Annotated in this window: 10 protein-coding genes and 1 pseudogene; 8 read left to right on the top strand and 3 right to left on the bottom strand. The window is 70.3% G+C overall.

The genetic code is table 11. The annotated features are described in order from the left end of the window. Positions 1-247: 247 nt before the first annotated feature. The 4 genes and pseudogenes from Phou_RS19515 (at position 248) to Phou_RS19500 (ending at position 7,088) form a co-directional block, all read left to right on the top strand. A complete protein-coding gene (locus Phou_RS19515) occupies positions 248-1,585 on the top strand; it encodes a chaplin (protein ID WP_173057331.1) in 1,338 nt (445 codons plus the stop codon). 142 nt (positions 1,586-1,727) lie between these two features. Further along, entirely contained in the window at positions 1,728-3,260 is a 1,533-nt protein-coding gene (locus Phou_RS19510; RefSeq protein ID WP_173057330.1) for an acyl-CoA carboxylase subunit beta, read from the top strand. A gap of 15 nt (positions 3,261-3,275) precedes the next feature. Further along, complete coding sequence (locus Phou_RS19505) at positions 3,276-4,415, top strand: acyl-CoA dehydrogenase family protein (protein ID WP_173057329.1); 1,140 nt, start codon at positions 3,276-3,278, stop codon at positions 4,413-4,415. 130 nt (positions 4,416-4,545) lie between these two features. Continuing rightward, positions 4,546-7,088: pseudogene (locus Phou_RS19500) on the top strand (ATP-binding protein). A gap of 344 nt (positions 7,089-7,432) precedes the next feature. Here Phou_RS19500 and Phou_RS19495 read toward each other — a convergent pair. Beyond that, a complete protein-coding gene (locus Phou_RS19495; protein WP_173057328.1) occupies positions 7,433-7,930 on the bottom strand; it encodes a MarR family winged helix-turn-helix transcriptional regulator in 498 nt (165 codons plus the stop codon). A 98-nt stretch (positions 7,931-8,028) separates the two neighbouring features. Between Phou_RS19495 and Phou_RS19490 the strand changes: the two genes are divergently transcribed. Beyond that, positions 8,029-8,604: a YceI family protein gene (locus Phou_RS19490; RefSeq protein WP_173057327.1), complete on the top strand. Its 576-nt coding sequence runs from the start codon at positions 8,029-8,031 to the stop codon at positions 8,602-8,604. Positions 8,605-8,844: 240 nt separating this feature from the next. Beyond that, positions 8,845-10,323, top strand: a complete 1,479-nt coding sequence (locus Phou_RS19485; protein ID WP_173057326.1) for a glutamate-cysteine ligase family protein — start codon at positions 8,845-8,847, stop codon at positions 10,321-10,323. Between the two features lie 59 nt (positions 10,324-10,382). Here the strand turns inward: Phou_RS19485 and Phou_RS19480 are convergent, their stop codons facing one another. Continuing rightward, a complete protein-coding gene (locus Phou_RS19480; RefSeq protein WP_173057325.1) occupies positions 10,383-11,981 on the bottom strand; it encodes an MFS transporter in 1,599 nt (532 codons plus the stop codon). 113 nt (positions 11,982-12,094) lie between these two features. Here Phou_RS19480 and Phou_RS19475 point away from each other — a divergent pair, with 113 nt between their 5' ends. Beyond that, a complete protein-coding gene (locus Phou_RS19475) occupies positions 12,095-12,727 on the top strand; it encodes a TetR family transcriptional regulator (RefSeq protein WP_173057324.1) in 633 nt (210 codons plus the stop codon). Here the strand turns inward: Phou_RS19475 and Phou_RS19470 are convergent. Beyond that, positions 12,724-13,887 carry a hypothetical protein gene (locus Phou_RS19470; protein WP_246273620.1) on the bottom strand — a complete coding sequence of 388 codons (1,164 nt, stop codon included), beginning with the start codon at positions 13,885-13,887 and terminating at the stop codon, positions 12,724-12,726. The two genes, Phou_RS19475 and Phou_RS19470, sit on opposite strands and share 4 nt — an antisense overlap. Positions 13,888-14,000: 113 nt before the next feature. Between Phou_RS19470 and Phou_RS19465 the strand changes: the two genes are divergently transcribed. Then, positions 14,001-14,837: a PASTA domain-containing protein gene (locus Phou_RS19465; RefSeq protein WP_246273619.1), complete on the top strand. Its 837-nt coding sequence runs from the start codon at positions 14,001-14,003 to the stop codon at positions 14,835-14,837. Positions 14,838-14,847 lie beyond the last annotated feature (10 nt).

The raw sequence follows: 14,847 nt of genomic DNA, 5'->3' as shown, positions 1-14,847 counted from the left end.
GCGCGGATAGGCGGCGACGCACGGAAGAGTCCCGGAACCGCTTTTACCGGCGGCGGATCTCCCGTACACCGATCACCGAATTGGGCGCAGTCGACAGGTGGGCTCAAGGTTCGAACAGCCGTGGCTCCACCGCGCCCGAAACCGAACGGCGAGCGTGTTCGTACGGTCGCTCGCAAGAAATAGCAAACAAATCACAACCGAATAGCAGTGCCATTTCCTGACAATTATCGAAGGGCAATTCTTCATCATGAAGACTTGGGTTCGTAAGACGCTCAGCGTCGGTGTGCTGGCCGCGGGTGCGCTCCTGTTCGCGCCGTCGGCGGTCCAGGCCGACACCGCGCAGGTGTCGATCGACAACAACGGCATCGCCAACGGCAACCAGGCCTACGCGCCGATCCAGATCCCGGTGAACGTCTGCGGCAATGGCGTGGGCGCGGTCATCGGTGTCGGCGTCGGGCTCAACGGGGCGTGCGTCAACGGCGCCGCCCAGGACGTGGACCACGAGGAGTCGGCGCGCGCCGAGTCGTCCCGCAAGAACATGAAGCGGACCGAGGACACGCTGCAGTTCAGCTGGGGCAACGACGGGATCGCCAACGGCAACCAGGCCTACGTGCCGGTCCAGGTTCCGGTGAACGTCTGCGGCAATGGCGTGGGTGCGGTCGTGGGTATCGGCGTCGGCCTGAACGGCATCTGCGCCAACGGTGCCGCGCAGGACGTGGACCACAAGGAGTCGAAGCGCACCGAGGACACCGCCCAGGTGTCGGGTGACAACGACGGGATCCTGAACGGCAACCAGGTCTACGTGCCGGTCCAGATCCCGATCAACATCTGCGGCAACGGCGTGGGCGTCCTGGGCGTCGGCGCGGGCATCAGCGGCGCCTGCATCAACGGTGCGGCGCAGGACGTGGACCACAAGGAGTCGTCCCGCACGGAGGACACCCTCCAGTGGAGCGGTGACAACGACGGGATCCTGAACGGCAACCAGATCTACGTGCCGATCCAGGTTCCGATCAACATCTGCGGCAACGGCGTGGGCGTGCTCGGCGTCGGCGCGGGCATCAGCGGTGCCTGCTTCAACGGGGCCATCCACGACGCGGACATCGAGGAGTCCCGCAAGGCCTCCCGCACCGAGGACACCGCCCAGGTGTCGGGTGACAACGACGGGATCCTGAACGGCAACCAGGCCTACGTCCCGGTCCAGGTTCCGATCAACGTCTGCGGCAACGGCGTTGGCGCGGTCCTCGGCGTCGGCATCGGCGTCAGCGGTGGCTGCTTCAACGGTGCCGCCCAGGACGTGGACGTCAAGGACGGCAACGGCAACCACGGCTACAAGAAGGACCGCGGCGGCGACCACGGGTACTACAAGAAGTCGGCCAAGAAGGAGTCGCTGCCCCTGGTCGGCGGCCTCGCCGGCACGCTGGCCGGTGGCCTGCCCACCGGCGGCCTGCCCACGGGTGGCCTGCCCACCGGTGGCGACGCCTCCTCCCTGCCGGTCGCGGGTGACCTCGGCAGCGGCGTCAAGACCAGCAAGGTCAACGTCGCGGGCGTGGACCCGATGGGCCTGCTGAGCCAGGTTCCGGCCTGACCGCAGCGGATCTCGTGATCCACTGAACGCAACCAAAAGCAGGGCCTCCGCAACCAGCGGGGCCCTGCTTTCATGCATACGCTGGCCTTCCGCCGATGGCGCGGGATGGTACCCTAACGATCGTTCAGGGGAAGGGGTTGGCGTGACGCTCGACGGTGAGGCGCTCGAACGGCTGCGCAAGCGTGCCCTCGCGGGTGGTGCCGAAAAATACCACGCGGCCAACGCGGCCAAGGGCAAGCTTTTCGCCCGCGAGCGGGTCGCGCTGCTGGTCGACGAGGGATCGTTTGTCGAGGACGGGCTGTATGCGAACGCGCTCGCCGACGGGCTGCCCGCCGACGGCGTGGTCACCGGACAGGCCACCGTGGACGGTCGCCCCGTCTGCCTGATGGCCAACGACTCCACGGTCAAGGCCGGCTCCTGGGGTGCGCGAACGGTCGAAAAGATCATCAGGATCATCGAGCGGGCGTACACGACAGGCGTGCCGATGATCTACCTGGTCGACTCGGCCGGCGCCCGGATCACCGACCAGGTCGACCTCTTCCCGGGCCGCCGCGGCGCCGGCAAGATCTTCTGGAACCAGGTGCGCGCCTCCGGCTCGATCCCGCAGGCATGTGCCCTCTTCGGCCCGTCCGCCGCCGGCGGTGCGTACATCCCGGCGTTCTGCGACGTGGTGGCGATGGTCGAGGGCAACGCCAGCATGTACCTCGGCTCGGACCGCATGGTCGAGATGGTCACCGGCGAGAAGACCACGCTGGAGGCGATGGGTGGCGCGGCGGTGCACACCCGCGAGTCCGGCGTCGGCCACTTCCTCTGCAAGACCGAGGTCGAGGCGCTCGACACGATCAAGCGGTACCTGTCGTACCTGCCGGACAACTGGACACAGGCACCGCCCGCCACCACGCCGGCCGCAGCGCCGTCCAATGTAGACCTCGCCGGGCTGGTGCCGGCGAGCGAGCGGCAGGCCTTCGACATGCGGCGGTACGCGCGTGGCCTGCTTGACGAGGGCAGCTTCTTCGAGATCCAGGCGCTGTGGGCCAAGGAGCTCACGATCGGCTTCGGTCGCCTCGCCGGCGAGACGGTCGGCGTCGTGGCCAACAACTCGATGTTCAAGGGCGGCGTGCTCTTCGTCGACTCGGCTGACAAGGCGACCCGGTTCATCCAGCTGTGCGACGCGTTCAACGTGCCGCTGCTCTTCCTCTCCGACGTGCCCGGCTTCATGGTCGGCACCGCGGTGGAGAAAGAGGGCATCATCCGCCACGGCGCGAAGATGATCACGGCGGTCGCGGAGGCGACGGTACCGAAGATTTGTGTGGTGGTACGCAAGGCGTACGGCGCAGGCCTCTACGCGATGGCCGGCCCCGGCTTCGAGCCGGACGCGACGATCGCCCTGCCCACCGCGAAGATCGCGGTCATGGGTGCGGAGGCGGCGGTCAACGCGGTCTACGCCAACAAGATCGCGGCCATCGCCGACCCGGAGGAGCGGGCCGCCTTCGTGGCGGCCAAGCGCACGGAGTACGAGCGCGACATCGACATCGCCCGCCTTGCCAGCGAACTGGTTGTCGACGCGGTGGTCGAGCCGCACGAGCTGCGCGACGAGCTGATCCGCCGGCTCGCGGCGGCGCGTGGCAAGGAACGGCATTTCTCCAAGCGCCGCCACGGCGTGACGCCCGTCTAACAAAAGGAGTCGACCATGCTCACGCAGGAGCACGAGGCGCTGAAGGAGAGCGTGCGCGAGTTCGCGCGCGAGGTGGTGGCGCCCGTGATCGGCAAGTACTACGAGCAGCACGCCTTCCCGTACGACATCGTGCGGCAGATGGGCCGGATGGGCCTGTTCGGCCTGCCGTTCCCCGAGGAGCACGGCGGCATGGGCGGCGACTACTTCGCGCTCTGCCTGGTGCTGGAGGAGCTGGCCCGGATCGACTCGTCGGTCGCGATCACGCTCGAGGCGGCGGTGTCGCTCGGCGCGATGCCGATCTACCGCTTCGGCACCGATGCGCAGAAGGCGCGGTGGCTGCCCAAGCTGGTCAGCGGTGAGGCGCTGGCCGCGTTCGGGCTGACCGAGCCGGGCTTCGGGTCGGACGCGGGTGGCACGCAGACCCGCGCGGTGCTGGACGGCGACGAGTGGGTGATCAACGGGTCCAAGGCGTTCATCACAAACTCCGGTACCGACATCACCGCCCTCGTCACCGTGACGGCGGTGACCGGCACGAACCCGGACGGGTCGAAGGAGCTCTCGACCATCATCGTGCCCTCCGGTACGCCCGGCTTCACCGTGCAGCCCGGCTACTCGAAGGTGGGCTGGTGCGCCTCGGACACCCACGAGCTGACGTTCAGCGACTGCCGGGTGCCGGCGGAGAACCTGCTCGGGCAGCGGGGGCGGGGCTTCGCCCAGTTCTTGCGCATCCTCGACGAGGGGCGGATCGCGATCGCGGCGCTCTCGGTCGGCCTGGCACAGGGCTGTGTCGACGAATCGGTCAAGTACGCCAAGGAGCGGCACGCGTTCGGCAAGCCGATCGGCGCGTTCCAGGCGATCCAGTTCAAGATCGCCGACATGGAGATGCGGGCGCACACGGCTCGCCTGGCGTACCACGATGCGGCCGCCCGCATGCTCGCCGGCGACGACTTCAAGCGGCAGGCCGCCATCGCCAAGCTGCACGCCAGCGAGGTCGCCGTGACCAACGCGCGCGAAGCGACCCAGATCCACGGCGGGTACGGCTTCATGAACGAGTTTCCGGTCGCCCGCTTCTGGCGTGACTCCAAGATCCTGGAGATCGGTGAAGGCACCTCCGAGGTGCAGCGGATGATCATTGCGCGTGATCTCGGTCTGTAGGTACACGATCACTACCGAGTAGGACGTTCGGGCCGTCGAGGGCCGTTCTGTCGGGTATCCGAAGCTCCACCGGTCGGCGAGGCGACGCATCGCTCCCCAAGGTCGCTACTGATGCGTACTCTTCGTGGCCATGACCCCGGATCATGGCCCTGACCAGGGCAGCACCGCGTTTGACGCGCTACTGCGCGCCAAGCGGCTGGCGGCCGGCCTCACCCAGGCTGAGCTTGCCGGGCGGGCCGGCGTCGGCATACGGACCGTCCGCGATCTTGAGCGTGGCAGGTCCCGGCCGCAACGGACGACCATGGAGCTCCTCGCCAAGGCCCTCGGCCTCGCCGGGCGGGAGCGGGCGGAGTTTCTGGGCGCCGCGCGGGGCGCGAGCGTCGAGAGCGGTCCGGTCATCTCGGCCGGGCCGGCCGGTGTGGAGCTGCCACCGGCCGGCGACCTGATCGGGCGCGACCGCGACATCTCGGAGCTTGCCGCGCTGCTCGACGGGCTCGACAGTCGCACGGTGAGCCTCGTCGGCCTGGCCGGTGTCGGCAAGACCGGCCTGGCGCTGGCGGTGGCTCACCGTGTCTCGGCCGCACACCCGGCCGGCGTGGCCGGGATCGTGGTGTCCGACGTGTCGACGCCGGACGACGTGCTCGCCGCCATCGCCTCGGTCTTCGGGGTCGGCCGCGCGGCCGACCTGGCCGGGCGACTTGCCGGTGCGCCCGCCCTGCTCGTCGTCGACGCGATCGAGCGGGCTCCGGACGCGGTCGCGGTCGCGCTGAGCTGGCTCGCCGGCGCGGCGCCGACCCTTCGGGTGCTGGCCACGGGGCGGCACCCGATCGGTCTGTCGGGGAGCGGGTGTGGCCGGTGGCGCCGCTGGAGGTGCCGCCGGCCGACGTCCAGGCGGATCTCGAGGCGGTCGTCGGGTACCCGGCGGCGACCCTGTTCCTGGCCCGGCTGCGGCAGGTGCGGCGCGAGCCGCTGGAGCCGGACGAGGTCGGCGCGCTCATCGGCCTGGTCCGCAGGCTCGGCGGGCTTCCGCTCGCGCTGGAGCTGGCCGCGGCCCGCGGGCGGGTGCTCGACCTCAACGAGATCCTCAACCGGTACGGCGACCGGGTCCTGGACCTGGCCGGCCCGGCTCCCGCGCCGTCGGCGACCGAAGCGGCCACGGTCAGCCGGGCCGCCGTCGCGCCCGACACGCGCAGCGAGCCGGCGGTGACGGTGACGCTGCGGGACGCCGTCGCGGCAAGCTACCGGCTGCTGGAAGCGGACGAGCGGCGGGCGCTCCGGCGGCTGTCGGCGTTTCGTAACCGCTGGTCCGTCGACCTCGCAGAGTCGATGCTCGCCGACGAGACGGGCCAGGTCGCCGGCGGTGACCCGGTCGAGCTCCTCGACCGCCTGATCGCGCTCGGGCTGCTGAGCGTCCGCGGCTCAGGCCCCTTTCGTTTCCGCCTCCTCGACGTCGTACGCGACTTCGCCACCGAGCGAGCCGCTGCCAACGGCGAGCTGGGCCGGATCCGCCGCCGGCACGCGGTGGTCTTCTCGGCCCTGGCCAACCGGACCGCGCCCGAGCTGGCCGGCGGCAACTTCTCCGCCGCGGTCGGCCGCCTCGACGACGTGGCCAGCGACCTGTGGGCCGCACTGGCGTACTCGGCGAACGACGACCCGCACACCGCGCTGCGCCTCGCCGCCGGACTGCCGCGGTGGTGGCGCTTCCGCGGGCGGGACGTGCCGGGCCGGCAGTGGCTGCGGCGCCTCCTGGACGACCCGCGTACCGCCGACGCCGACCCGATCGTCCGCGCCTGGGCCGGCGTCGGGGTCGGGCAGCTCGCGGTCGAGCACGGGGGTGGCGCGGAGGAACTCCCGGCGGTCGAGGCCGCGCTCGCGGAGTTTCAGCGTGCCGGCGACCTGACCGGCGAACTCTCCGCCCGCAGCTTGCTCTGCGGCCTGTGGATGACCACCGGCGGGTACGACGAGGCGCGCCGCCACGGTGAGGCGGTGCTCGCGCTGGCCAGCCGGGCCGGGCGGATCCGGGACATGGCGGTGGCCCAGAACAACCTGACCTGGCACGAGATCCGGCTCGGCGACCTGCGCGCGGCGCGGCGCCGGCTGGCCGCGGTCGACCGGCTCGCGGCCCAGTGCGGCGAGCACCGGCTGCGCGCTCTGGCCCGGGCGAACCTCGCGGAGGTGGCTCGGCTCGACGGCCGGTACGCCGAGGCCGAGGTGGTGGGCCGGCGGGCCATCACCGCCCTCGCCGAGCTCGGCGACCCAGGTCACCGGCGGCGGGTGCTCGGCACGATCGGGCGGGCACACGCACAGGCCGGCCAGGTCGAGGAGGCGCGCGCGGTGCTGGCCGAGATCCGCCAGCTGGTGGCAGCGTCCGAGCCGGCAACGCCGGAGCGCCTGGCGCTGGGCCGCGTGGAGTCCGGGGAGGCTGCCTCGATCGAGGCGGTACTGGCGTTCAACCGCGGCGACAAGGAGTCGGCGGCGGAGTGGTTCAACGCGGCGGCCCAGGCGTACGCCGGTGGGCACGACCTGCGGGACGTGGCGGAGGCACTGGTCTGGCTCGCCGCGAGCACCGAGGAGCCGGAGGCCCGGCGGGCGGTCGTCGACTGGCTGACCTCGGTCTGCAAGGAGGGTGGCATCACCCTGCTGCCCCGGGAGCGGGCTCTCATCAGCGGTTGACCGCGTGATCAGGGCGCCTCTCAGGCCGACGCGAGTACAGCTTGAAAGGCGCCCTGATCACTTCGTAGGCGGCGCGAACGGAGACGCCCCCGACTTGGGTCCCCCTCGACCCGCCCGCGCCGCACCCCCGTGGTGCCCCTCCCGTGCGCTTGGCGTCGCCTCGTCGCGTTGCTTCGAGCCGCCGCCAGCGCAAGCCGCTGAGTCAGATGGTTTCACTCACTCCGCGTCGCTCACGCTAGCCACTTCTGCGGGGATATATGTCCGGTTAAGACCTAGTTGCAGGAGTCGTAAAATCACTTCTGCCGGTCGTTCTGCCGGTCACGCCTGATTGGTATCTCGCTGCGTCACACCTCGACCACGACGCGCTCGGATGGCGTCGAGCCGGCCGTCGCGCCGGGGTTGACCGCGTCACGAATCGTGCGCAGCGCGTCGAGGAAGGTGGCGAGCTGGTCGGCCGGCAAGCGGCCGGTGAACCACTGCTCGATCAGCGCAAGGTGCTCGGGAAGGATCTCTTCGAGCTTGGTCAGGCCGCTCTGCGTGATCACGGCATACGAGCTGCGCCGGTCGGACGGGCAGGCGCGCCGCGTGATGTATCTGTCGCGCTCCATCCGGTCGACGACACGCGTGACACCGCTGGTCGACAGTGACGTCTGAGAGGCTAGGTCGGTCATCCGGAGCTGGTGGCCCGGAGAGCGGGCGAGGCGCATGAGGACCTCGAACTCGACCGGCGAGAGGCCGTGCTCACAAAGCTGCGCGGCAAACCGGGCGTTGAGCCCCGTGTGCACCTCGAAGAACAGCCCGGCGGCGGTCAGCCGCGGGTCGTCAAGGAGGTCATCGGACACGTGTACAGCCTAGCACCCCTTGACACGCGGAATATTGCCGTGCGTATAGTTGCTTAGGCAAAGGTAGAACCGTCAAGAATCTCCTGGAGGAGTATCCCATGACCGACACATCGCCAGTTACGCGGCAGTTCGAGGGCCTGACGATCCCCGCGCCTGGCACCTACGAGCTCGACCAGGCCCACAAGGTGGTCGGCTTCAGCGCTCGCCACATGATGGTGAGCAAGGTGCGCGGTGTGTTCGAAGAGGCGAGCGCCACGATCACCGTCGCCGAGGACCCGCTGCAGTCGTCCGTCGTGGCGACCATCCAGGCCGCCAGCATCACCACCGGTCAGAAGGACCGGGACAACCACCTGCGCAGCGGCGACTTCCTGGAGGCCGAGAAGTACCCGACCCTGGAGTTCCGCAGCACCGGGGTGAAGTCGCACAGCGGCAGCGAGTTCGTTCTCGCCGGTGACCTCACGATCAAGGACGTCACCCGCCCGGTCGAGCTGAAGGTCGAGTTCGAGGGCGTCGGCCGCAGCCCGTACGGCTTTGAGATCTTCGGCTTCAGCGCCAGCACCGAGATCGACCGCGAAGAGTTCGGCCTGACCTGGAACGTTGCCCTGGAGACCGGCGGCGTCATGGTCGGCAAGAAGATCAAGATCGAGCTTGAGGGCGAGGCCATCCGCCAGTAAGACGGCGGGCTGGAGCCATAGGCTTGTCCAGAATGTGCCTCGGTGGCCGGTTTCGCGGCTACCGAGGCATATTGCTTAGGTGGACTAAGCGCGCTCCCATGCTCACGACCGGTGATAAGTGCCTGTTTTGTCCCTAGCCCAGACGGCGATCGCGCTCCTAACGTGAAGGTCACCGCGCCGGTGGGGGCAACGAGGCTTTGCGACGGCGCCCGTATCGCCGTGCGCGCCGGGAGGGGCCATATGGGGAAGGACGTCTCGCAGGGTGCGTTCTCCCGGGAGGATCGCGCCCGGTACCGGCAGAAAGTGCGCCGGTGCCTGGACGTCTTCGCGCTGATGCTCGACGACTTCGGATTCGACGCCGAGCGTCCCACGACCGGCCTGGAGATCGAGCTAAATCTGGTCGACAGCGAAGCCGAGCCGGCGATGCGCAATGCGGAGATCCTGGCCAACCTGGCCGACCCGACGTTCCAGACCGAGCTCGGCCAGTTCAACCTCGAGCTGAACGCGCGGCCGCGCCTCATCGAAAACGAAGGCTTCGCCGACTACGAGGAAGACCTCCAGGCCAGCCTCGGCCGGGCGGAGCACCGCGCGGTGAAGGCGGACTCCACGATCATCCTGATCGGGATACTGCCCACGCTGACCCCTCGCCACCTGGTCCTCGACAACATCTCGACGAACGATCGGTACCGGGTGCTGAACGAGCAGATCGTGGCCGCCCGGGGCGAAGACATCGAGCTGGACATCCGGGGCGTCGAGCGGCTGCAGACGTACACCGACTCGATCGCGCCCGAAGCCGCGTGTACGAGTGTCCAGTTTCACCTCCAGGTCTCGCCGGAGAGCTTCGCCAACTACTGGAACGCCTCGCAGGCGATCTCAGCCATCCAGGTCGCTGTGGGGGCGAACTCCCCCTTCCTGTATGGCAAGCGGCTGTGGGCGGAGACCCGCATCGCGCTTTTCGAACAGGCCACCGACACCCGTCCGGACGAGCTGAAGGCCCAGGGGGTACGCCCGCGGGTGTGGTTCGGCGAGCGGTGGATCACGTCGATCTTCGACCTGTTCGAGGAAAACGTGCGCTACTTCTCGCCACTGCTGCCGATCTGCGACGACGAGGACCCGGTCGAGGTGCTGCACGCCGGCGGCGTACCGCACCTCGGTGAGCTGCGCCTGCACAACGGCACGGTCTACCGGTGGAACCGCCCGGTGTACGACGTCATGAACGGCCGTCCCCACCTCCGCGTGGAAAACCGCGTGCTGCCGGCCGGTCCCACCGTCGTGGACATGCTCGCCAACGCGGCGTTCTACTTTGGACTGACGCGGGAGCTTGCCGAGGCGGACCGGCCGATCTGGTCGCAGCTCACGTTCAGCGCGGCCGAGGAAAACTTCCACGCCGCCGCCCGCCGCGGGATCGAGGCCACCGTCCACTGGCCACGCGTCGGCGAGATCCGGGTCACCGAGCTGGTGCTGGAGTCGTTGCTGCCCAAGGCATACGCGGGGCTCGACCGGTTCGGCGTCAGGCCGGCGATCCGTGACCGGCTGCTCGGCATCATCGAGCAGCGCTGCCTGCTGCAGCGCAACGGCGCCGTGTGGCAGACCGAAGCGGTGGCCGCCGCCCAGCGTCGCCGCGACCTCGACCGCAGCGACGCGCTGCACGACATGCTCCAGCGATACGGGCGGTTCCAGCGCACCAACGAGCCGGTACACACCTGGCCCGTCGAGTAGGGAGCAAATGACCGGGGCGCCCCGCCGCCCGCGGAGCGCCCCGATCTGGGGAGGGTTGTTCAGACGCCTGCGTGGGCTCCGGCGGTGGTGTTCTCCCCGCGCCGCACCAGCAGCGCCGCGAAGGCCGCGATCAACGCGATCGCCGCTCCCACGGTCAGCGCCGTCTGGAAGCCCGTCATGAACGCGAGGTGGCTGCCGGTTGTGATCGCGTCGGCCAGCGGCTGCGGCGCGCCCGGCGGTACCGGTGCGACGCCCTGCGCCACGTAGTCCTCGGCCGCCGCGAAGCCGGGCGCCATCTCGGCCGGCACCCCGGCGCCGGTCAGCTTCTCCAGCAGCACGTCGCCGACCCGGGTGGCCAGGATCGTGCCGAACACCGTCGTGCCGAGCACGCCGCCGAGCTGGGCGGCCGTCTGCTGGATCCCGCCGGCGAGTCCGGCCAGCTGCACCGGCGCGTTGCCGACGATGGCCTCGGTGCTGCCGACCAGCACGAAGCCGAAGCCGAAGCCGATCACGACGAACCACGGCCACATCGAGAGGTAGTCGGCCTGTACGGACATCCGGGAGAGCGCGAAGAGCGCGACCGCGGTCAGCAGCATCCCGCCCACGAGCGGCGGGCGCGGGCCGAACCGGGCGGTTAGCGCGCCCGCCACCGGCGACGCCACGATGAACGTCGCGGTCATCGGCAGCAGCCGGACGCCCGCGTCGACCGGGCTCATGCCGTGTACCTGCTGCAGGTACAGGGTCAGGAAGAAGAAGGCGCCGAAGAGGGCGAAGAAGCCGAGCATGGCCAGTACCGCGCCGGCCGAGAACGAGCGGTTGCGGAAGAGGCTCAGCTGCATCAGCGGGTGGCGTGCGGTGCGCTCGCGCACGATGAACGCCGTGCCGAGCACCGCGGCGCCGGCGAAGAAGCCGAGCGGCACGATGTCGCCGAATCCGTACTCCTGCGCCTTGATCAGGCCCCAGACCAAGCTGAACAGGGCCGCGGAGAGCAACCCGACGCCGGGCAGGTCGAACGACCCCGCGGCGTTCGGATCCCGCGACTGGCGCACCACCCACAGGCCGAGCAGGATCGCCACCGCGGCGACCGGGCCGTTGAGGAAGAAGACCCACTCCCAGCTCGCGTTTTCGACAAGCAGCCCGGCCACGATGGGGCCGCTGGCGATGGCCAGGCCGGAGGTGCCGGCCCAGATGCCGATCGCCATGTTGAGCTTCTCGGCGGGGAACGTGTTGCGGAGGATCGCGAGGCTGGCCGGCTGGAGGAGTGCGCCGGCGAAGCCCTGCACCACCCGCCAGAAGATCACCATCTCGATCGAGCCGGAGAGGCCGACCGCCACCGAGGCGACCGCGAAGCCGGCGACGCCCACGAGGAAGACGGTCTTGCGGCCGAACCGGTCGGCGAGGCGCCCGGCCACGATCAGCGAGACCGCGAGGGCGAGGAGGTAGCCGTTGGTGACCCACTGGAGCTGGGCGAAGTTGGCGCCGAGGTCACGCGCGATCGCCGGGTTGGCGATGGCCACGACCGTCGCGTCGAGACCCACGACCATCACGCCGAGGGCTACGGCCAGCAAGGTCAGCCAGGGGTGACCATGGCCGCGGCGGCTGGGCCGCCATAAGTCGGTGTTCGGCCCCGTGGGCCGGGTCAGGGTTGCCTGTGACATGACAGCGAATCTGTCAGCGCATGACAGATGTCGTCAACCGACTTACGTCTGATAGTGACTACTGTCATGCCGGGAATAAAGTCGGAGCTGGACACTGCCCGTATACTTTCCGCATGTCGCCGACTACGACCGTGGATGGCACGAGCCTGCGGGAGCGCAAGAAGCAGCGCACCCGCGAGGCTCTCATTGACGCGGCCTTTGAGCTCTTCAACACCAAGGGCTTCGAGGCGACGACCGTCGACGAGATCGCCGATGCGGTCGAGGTGTCTTCGCGCACGTTCTTCCGCTACTTCGGGTCGAAGGAAGACGTCGCCACGTCGCTGCAGCTGCAGCAGTTTCTCGACGTCTACACGGCGCTTGAAGCCCGCCCCGCCGAGGAGCCGGTGCTCACGGCGTTGCGCCGGGCGTGCGTCGAGGTCCTCCGGACCTACGAGGATGGCGAGACCGACGCGACCCAGTTCGCGTGTGTGATGCAGCTCGTGCAGGACAGCCCGGCCGTGATGGCCCGGAGCCTGGAGATGTGCACCGAGCAGCTCGACGAGCTGTCCCGCCGGGTGGCCACCCGGATGGGCGTCGACCCGGTGCGCGACCCGCGGCCCAAGCTCGTGGCCTCGGTCGCCAGCGCGGCACTGCAGGTCGCCGTCCGTGCCTGGCGGGAGACCGAGCCCGACGAAAAGGTCTCCGACCTGGCCGACCGCGCGTTCGCGCTGCTGGAGGCCGGCATCAACTACCCGGCCGCGCGCTAGCCGCGGCGCCTGGGCTTCTTCTTCTCCGGCTCGGGCCAGAGCGGGGCGGCGACGGACGCCTGGCCACGAGCCGGCTCGCTCGCCGCCGGTTCGGTGTCCGGCGCTGAGTCGGACACGTAGGCACGGGCCGGCGCGTACGCGTCGTCTTCCAGGTCTGCCCCACCGCTGCCCGGCTGTGCCGGCACCGGCACGCGCTCAAGGTCGGTCTCCGGCTCGGCGTCCGGCTCCCGCGAGGGCTCGTCGGGCCACTGCAGCAGCGCCATCTCTTCTTTCTGGCGTGCTTCGCGGCGCTGGCTGATCGCCGTCACCAGGACGGATCCGGCGAGGCCGGCGATCACCGCGTACGGCGCGAGCAGGTGCGCGGAGAGCTGCTCCGCACGGATGCCGACAAGCGTCGGGGCGGCCAGGAAGTACGCCGCGGCGACGAGCAGTGGACCGACACCGCCGGACACCGCGGTGCCCACCCGGCCGTCGAGCCGCTTTGCCGCCGGCCACGCCGCGAGCGCGCCGATGACCAGCGCCGAGCCGAGGGTGAGGGCCGCGCCGGGCAGGTAGATGTTGCGGAACCAGAAGCGGTCGGCGTCCGAGGTGATCTGCCAGACGCCCAGCTGGGCGGAGGCGAGCCCGCGTCCGGTGGCGACCCCGTCGATCACGGCGATCACGGCCAGCAGCCACAGCCAGCTCGCCGTGGCGATGACGTTGGCCGCGACGGCTCGGGAGCCCACCGCCCACAGCGCCACGAGCAGGCCCACGATCACGCCGATCGCGGCGTACCCCGCGGCTATGGTCTGCGGCGTGAACGTGTCCGCCCGGGCGGCCTCGCGGGCCGGCACGGCGACGAGTGCCACCGTCGCCAGGGCGCCGACCGCAGCCGCCACTGTGAGCGCACCCCGGGCGAGCACGCTGGACAGGGTGTCCCGGCTGTCCACTATGGAGGCGCTCATGCGGTCGGCGCAGATCGCTCCGATGACCGTCGACGTCGCCGCGATCCAGGTCGCCCATGCCAGGCTGGCCACCCAGGTGGCCTCGTTGGCGCCATTGGGCGACGGCAGCCAAGCGATGATGCCGAGCCCATAGCCCAAACCGAGCTGTGCGGCGCTTGCGCCCACAGCGATGCCGATCGCGGTCGCGATCGATCCTCCCCAGCCTCGAACGGCCATGCCGGGCAGCGTAGCCGCCTTCCGCTATCGAGATCGTGCGGGGCGATGTGGCCACGGGCGAATCGCCCGATAAGTTGACCACCGGGAACGTACCTGCCGGAGAGGACGACGTGATGGCCGACGACCGCGATCCGGACGGCCCCGCGCCCGACTCCGCTGACGGGCCGGGTCCCAGCTCCATCCCCAGGGACGAGCCGGACCAGACCCGGGAGTTCGACCCGTTCGCGGACGACGACGCCGAGGAACAAGCCGCGGGTGGCGAGGCCGACACGGATCCCGACCGGACCGCGCAGCTCCCGGCCGCGCAGGGCGAGACCCGACAGATGCCGGCCGCCGGTGACGAGACCCGGCAGCTGCCCGCGGCCGACGAGACAGCGCAGGTACCCACCCAGCCGCCTGCCTGGTCCGGACGCGCCGGCGTGCCTCCGCGGGATGCCACGGTCCGGCGTGGTCCGGCGCCGACCGAGTGGGCTCCGCCCGATGACGGCGGCCGGTGGTGGATGCCGATCGTGCTGGGCATCGTTGCGCTGCTGCTGCTCGGCGGCCTGATCGCGGGCATCTGGCTGATCTACAACGCCAACAAGGTGGAGCCGACAACCACGCCGACGCCCTCAGCGACCCCAGCACGGACATCCGCGGCGCCCACCTCGGCCGCGCCGGAGACGAGCTCGGCGCCTCCGCCCACGACCGCGCCCGCCGACGTGGCGGTGCCGCGCCTGGTCGGGCTGACCGACGAGCAGGCGCGGGACGAGCTCGACCGGCTGGGCCTGAGCTACCGGCTCGTGTACCGGCCCGCGGAGCAGGCGCCGAACACCGTGATCGAGACCGACCCGGCGGAGGGGGAGTCCGTGCCGTCAGGCACCGAGGTCACGCTGGTGATCGCCAGCCCGCTCACGCCCGGCGAGCCGACCCTGCCGGAGCCGACCCTGGAGCCGACTCCGACCGCCTGACCAGCTGCGC

The sequence above is a fragment of the Phytohabitans houttuyneae genome (assembly GCF_011764425.1).
Classification (GTDB): domain Bacteria; phylum Actinomycetota; class Actinomycetes; order Mycobacteriales; family Micromonosporaceae; genus Phytohabitans; species Phytohabitans houttuyneae.
This window is presented reverse-complemented; position numbering and strand designations above follow the sequence as displayed.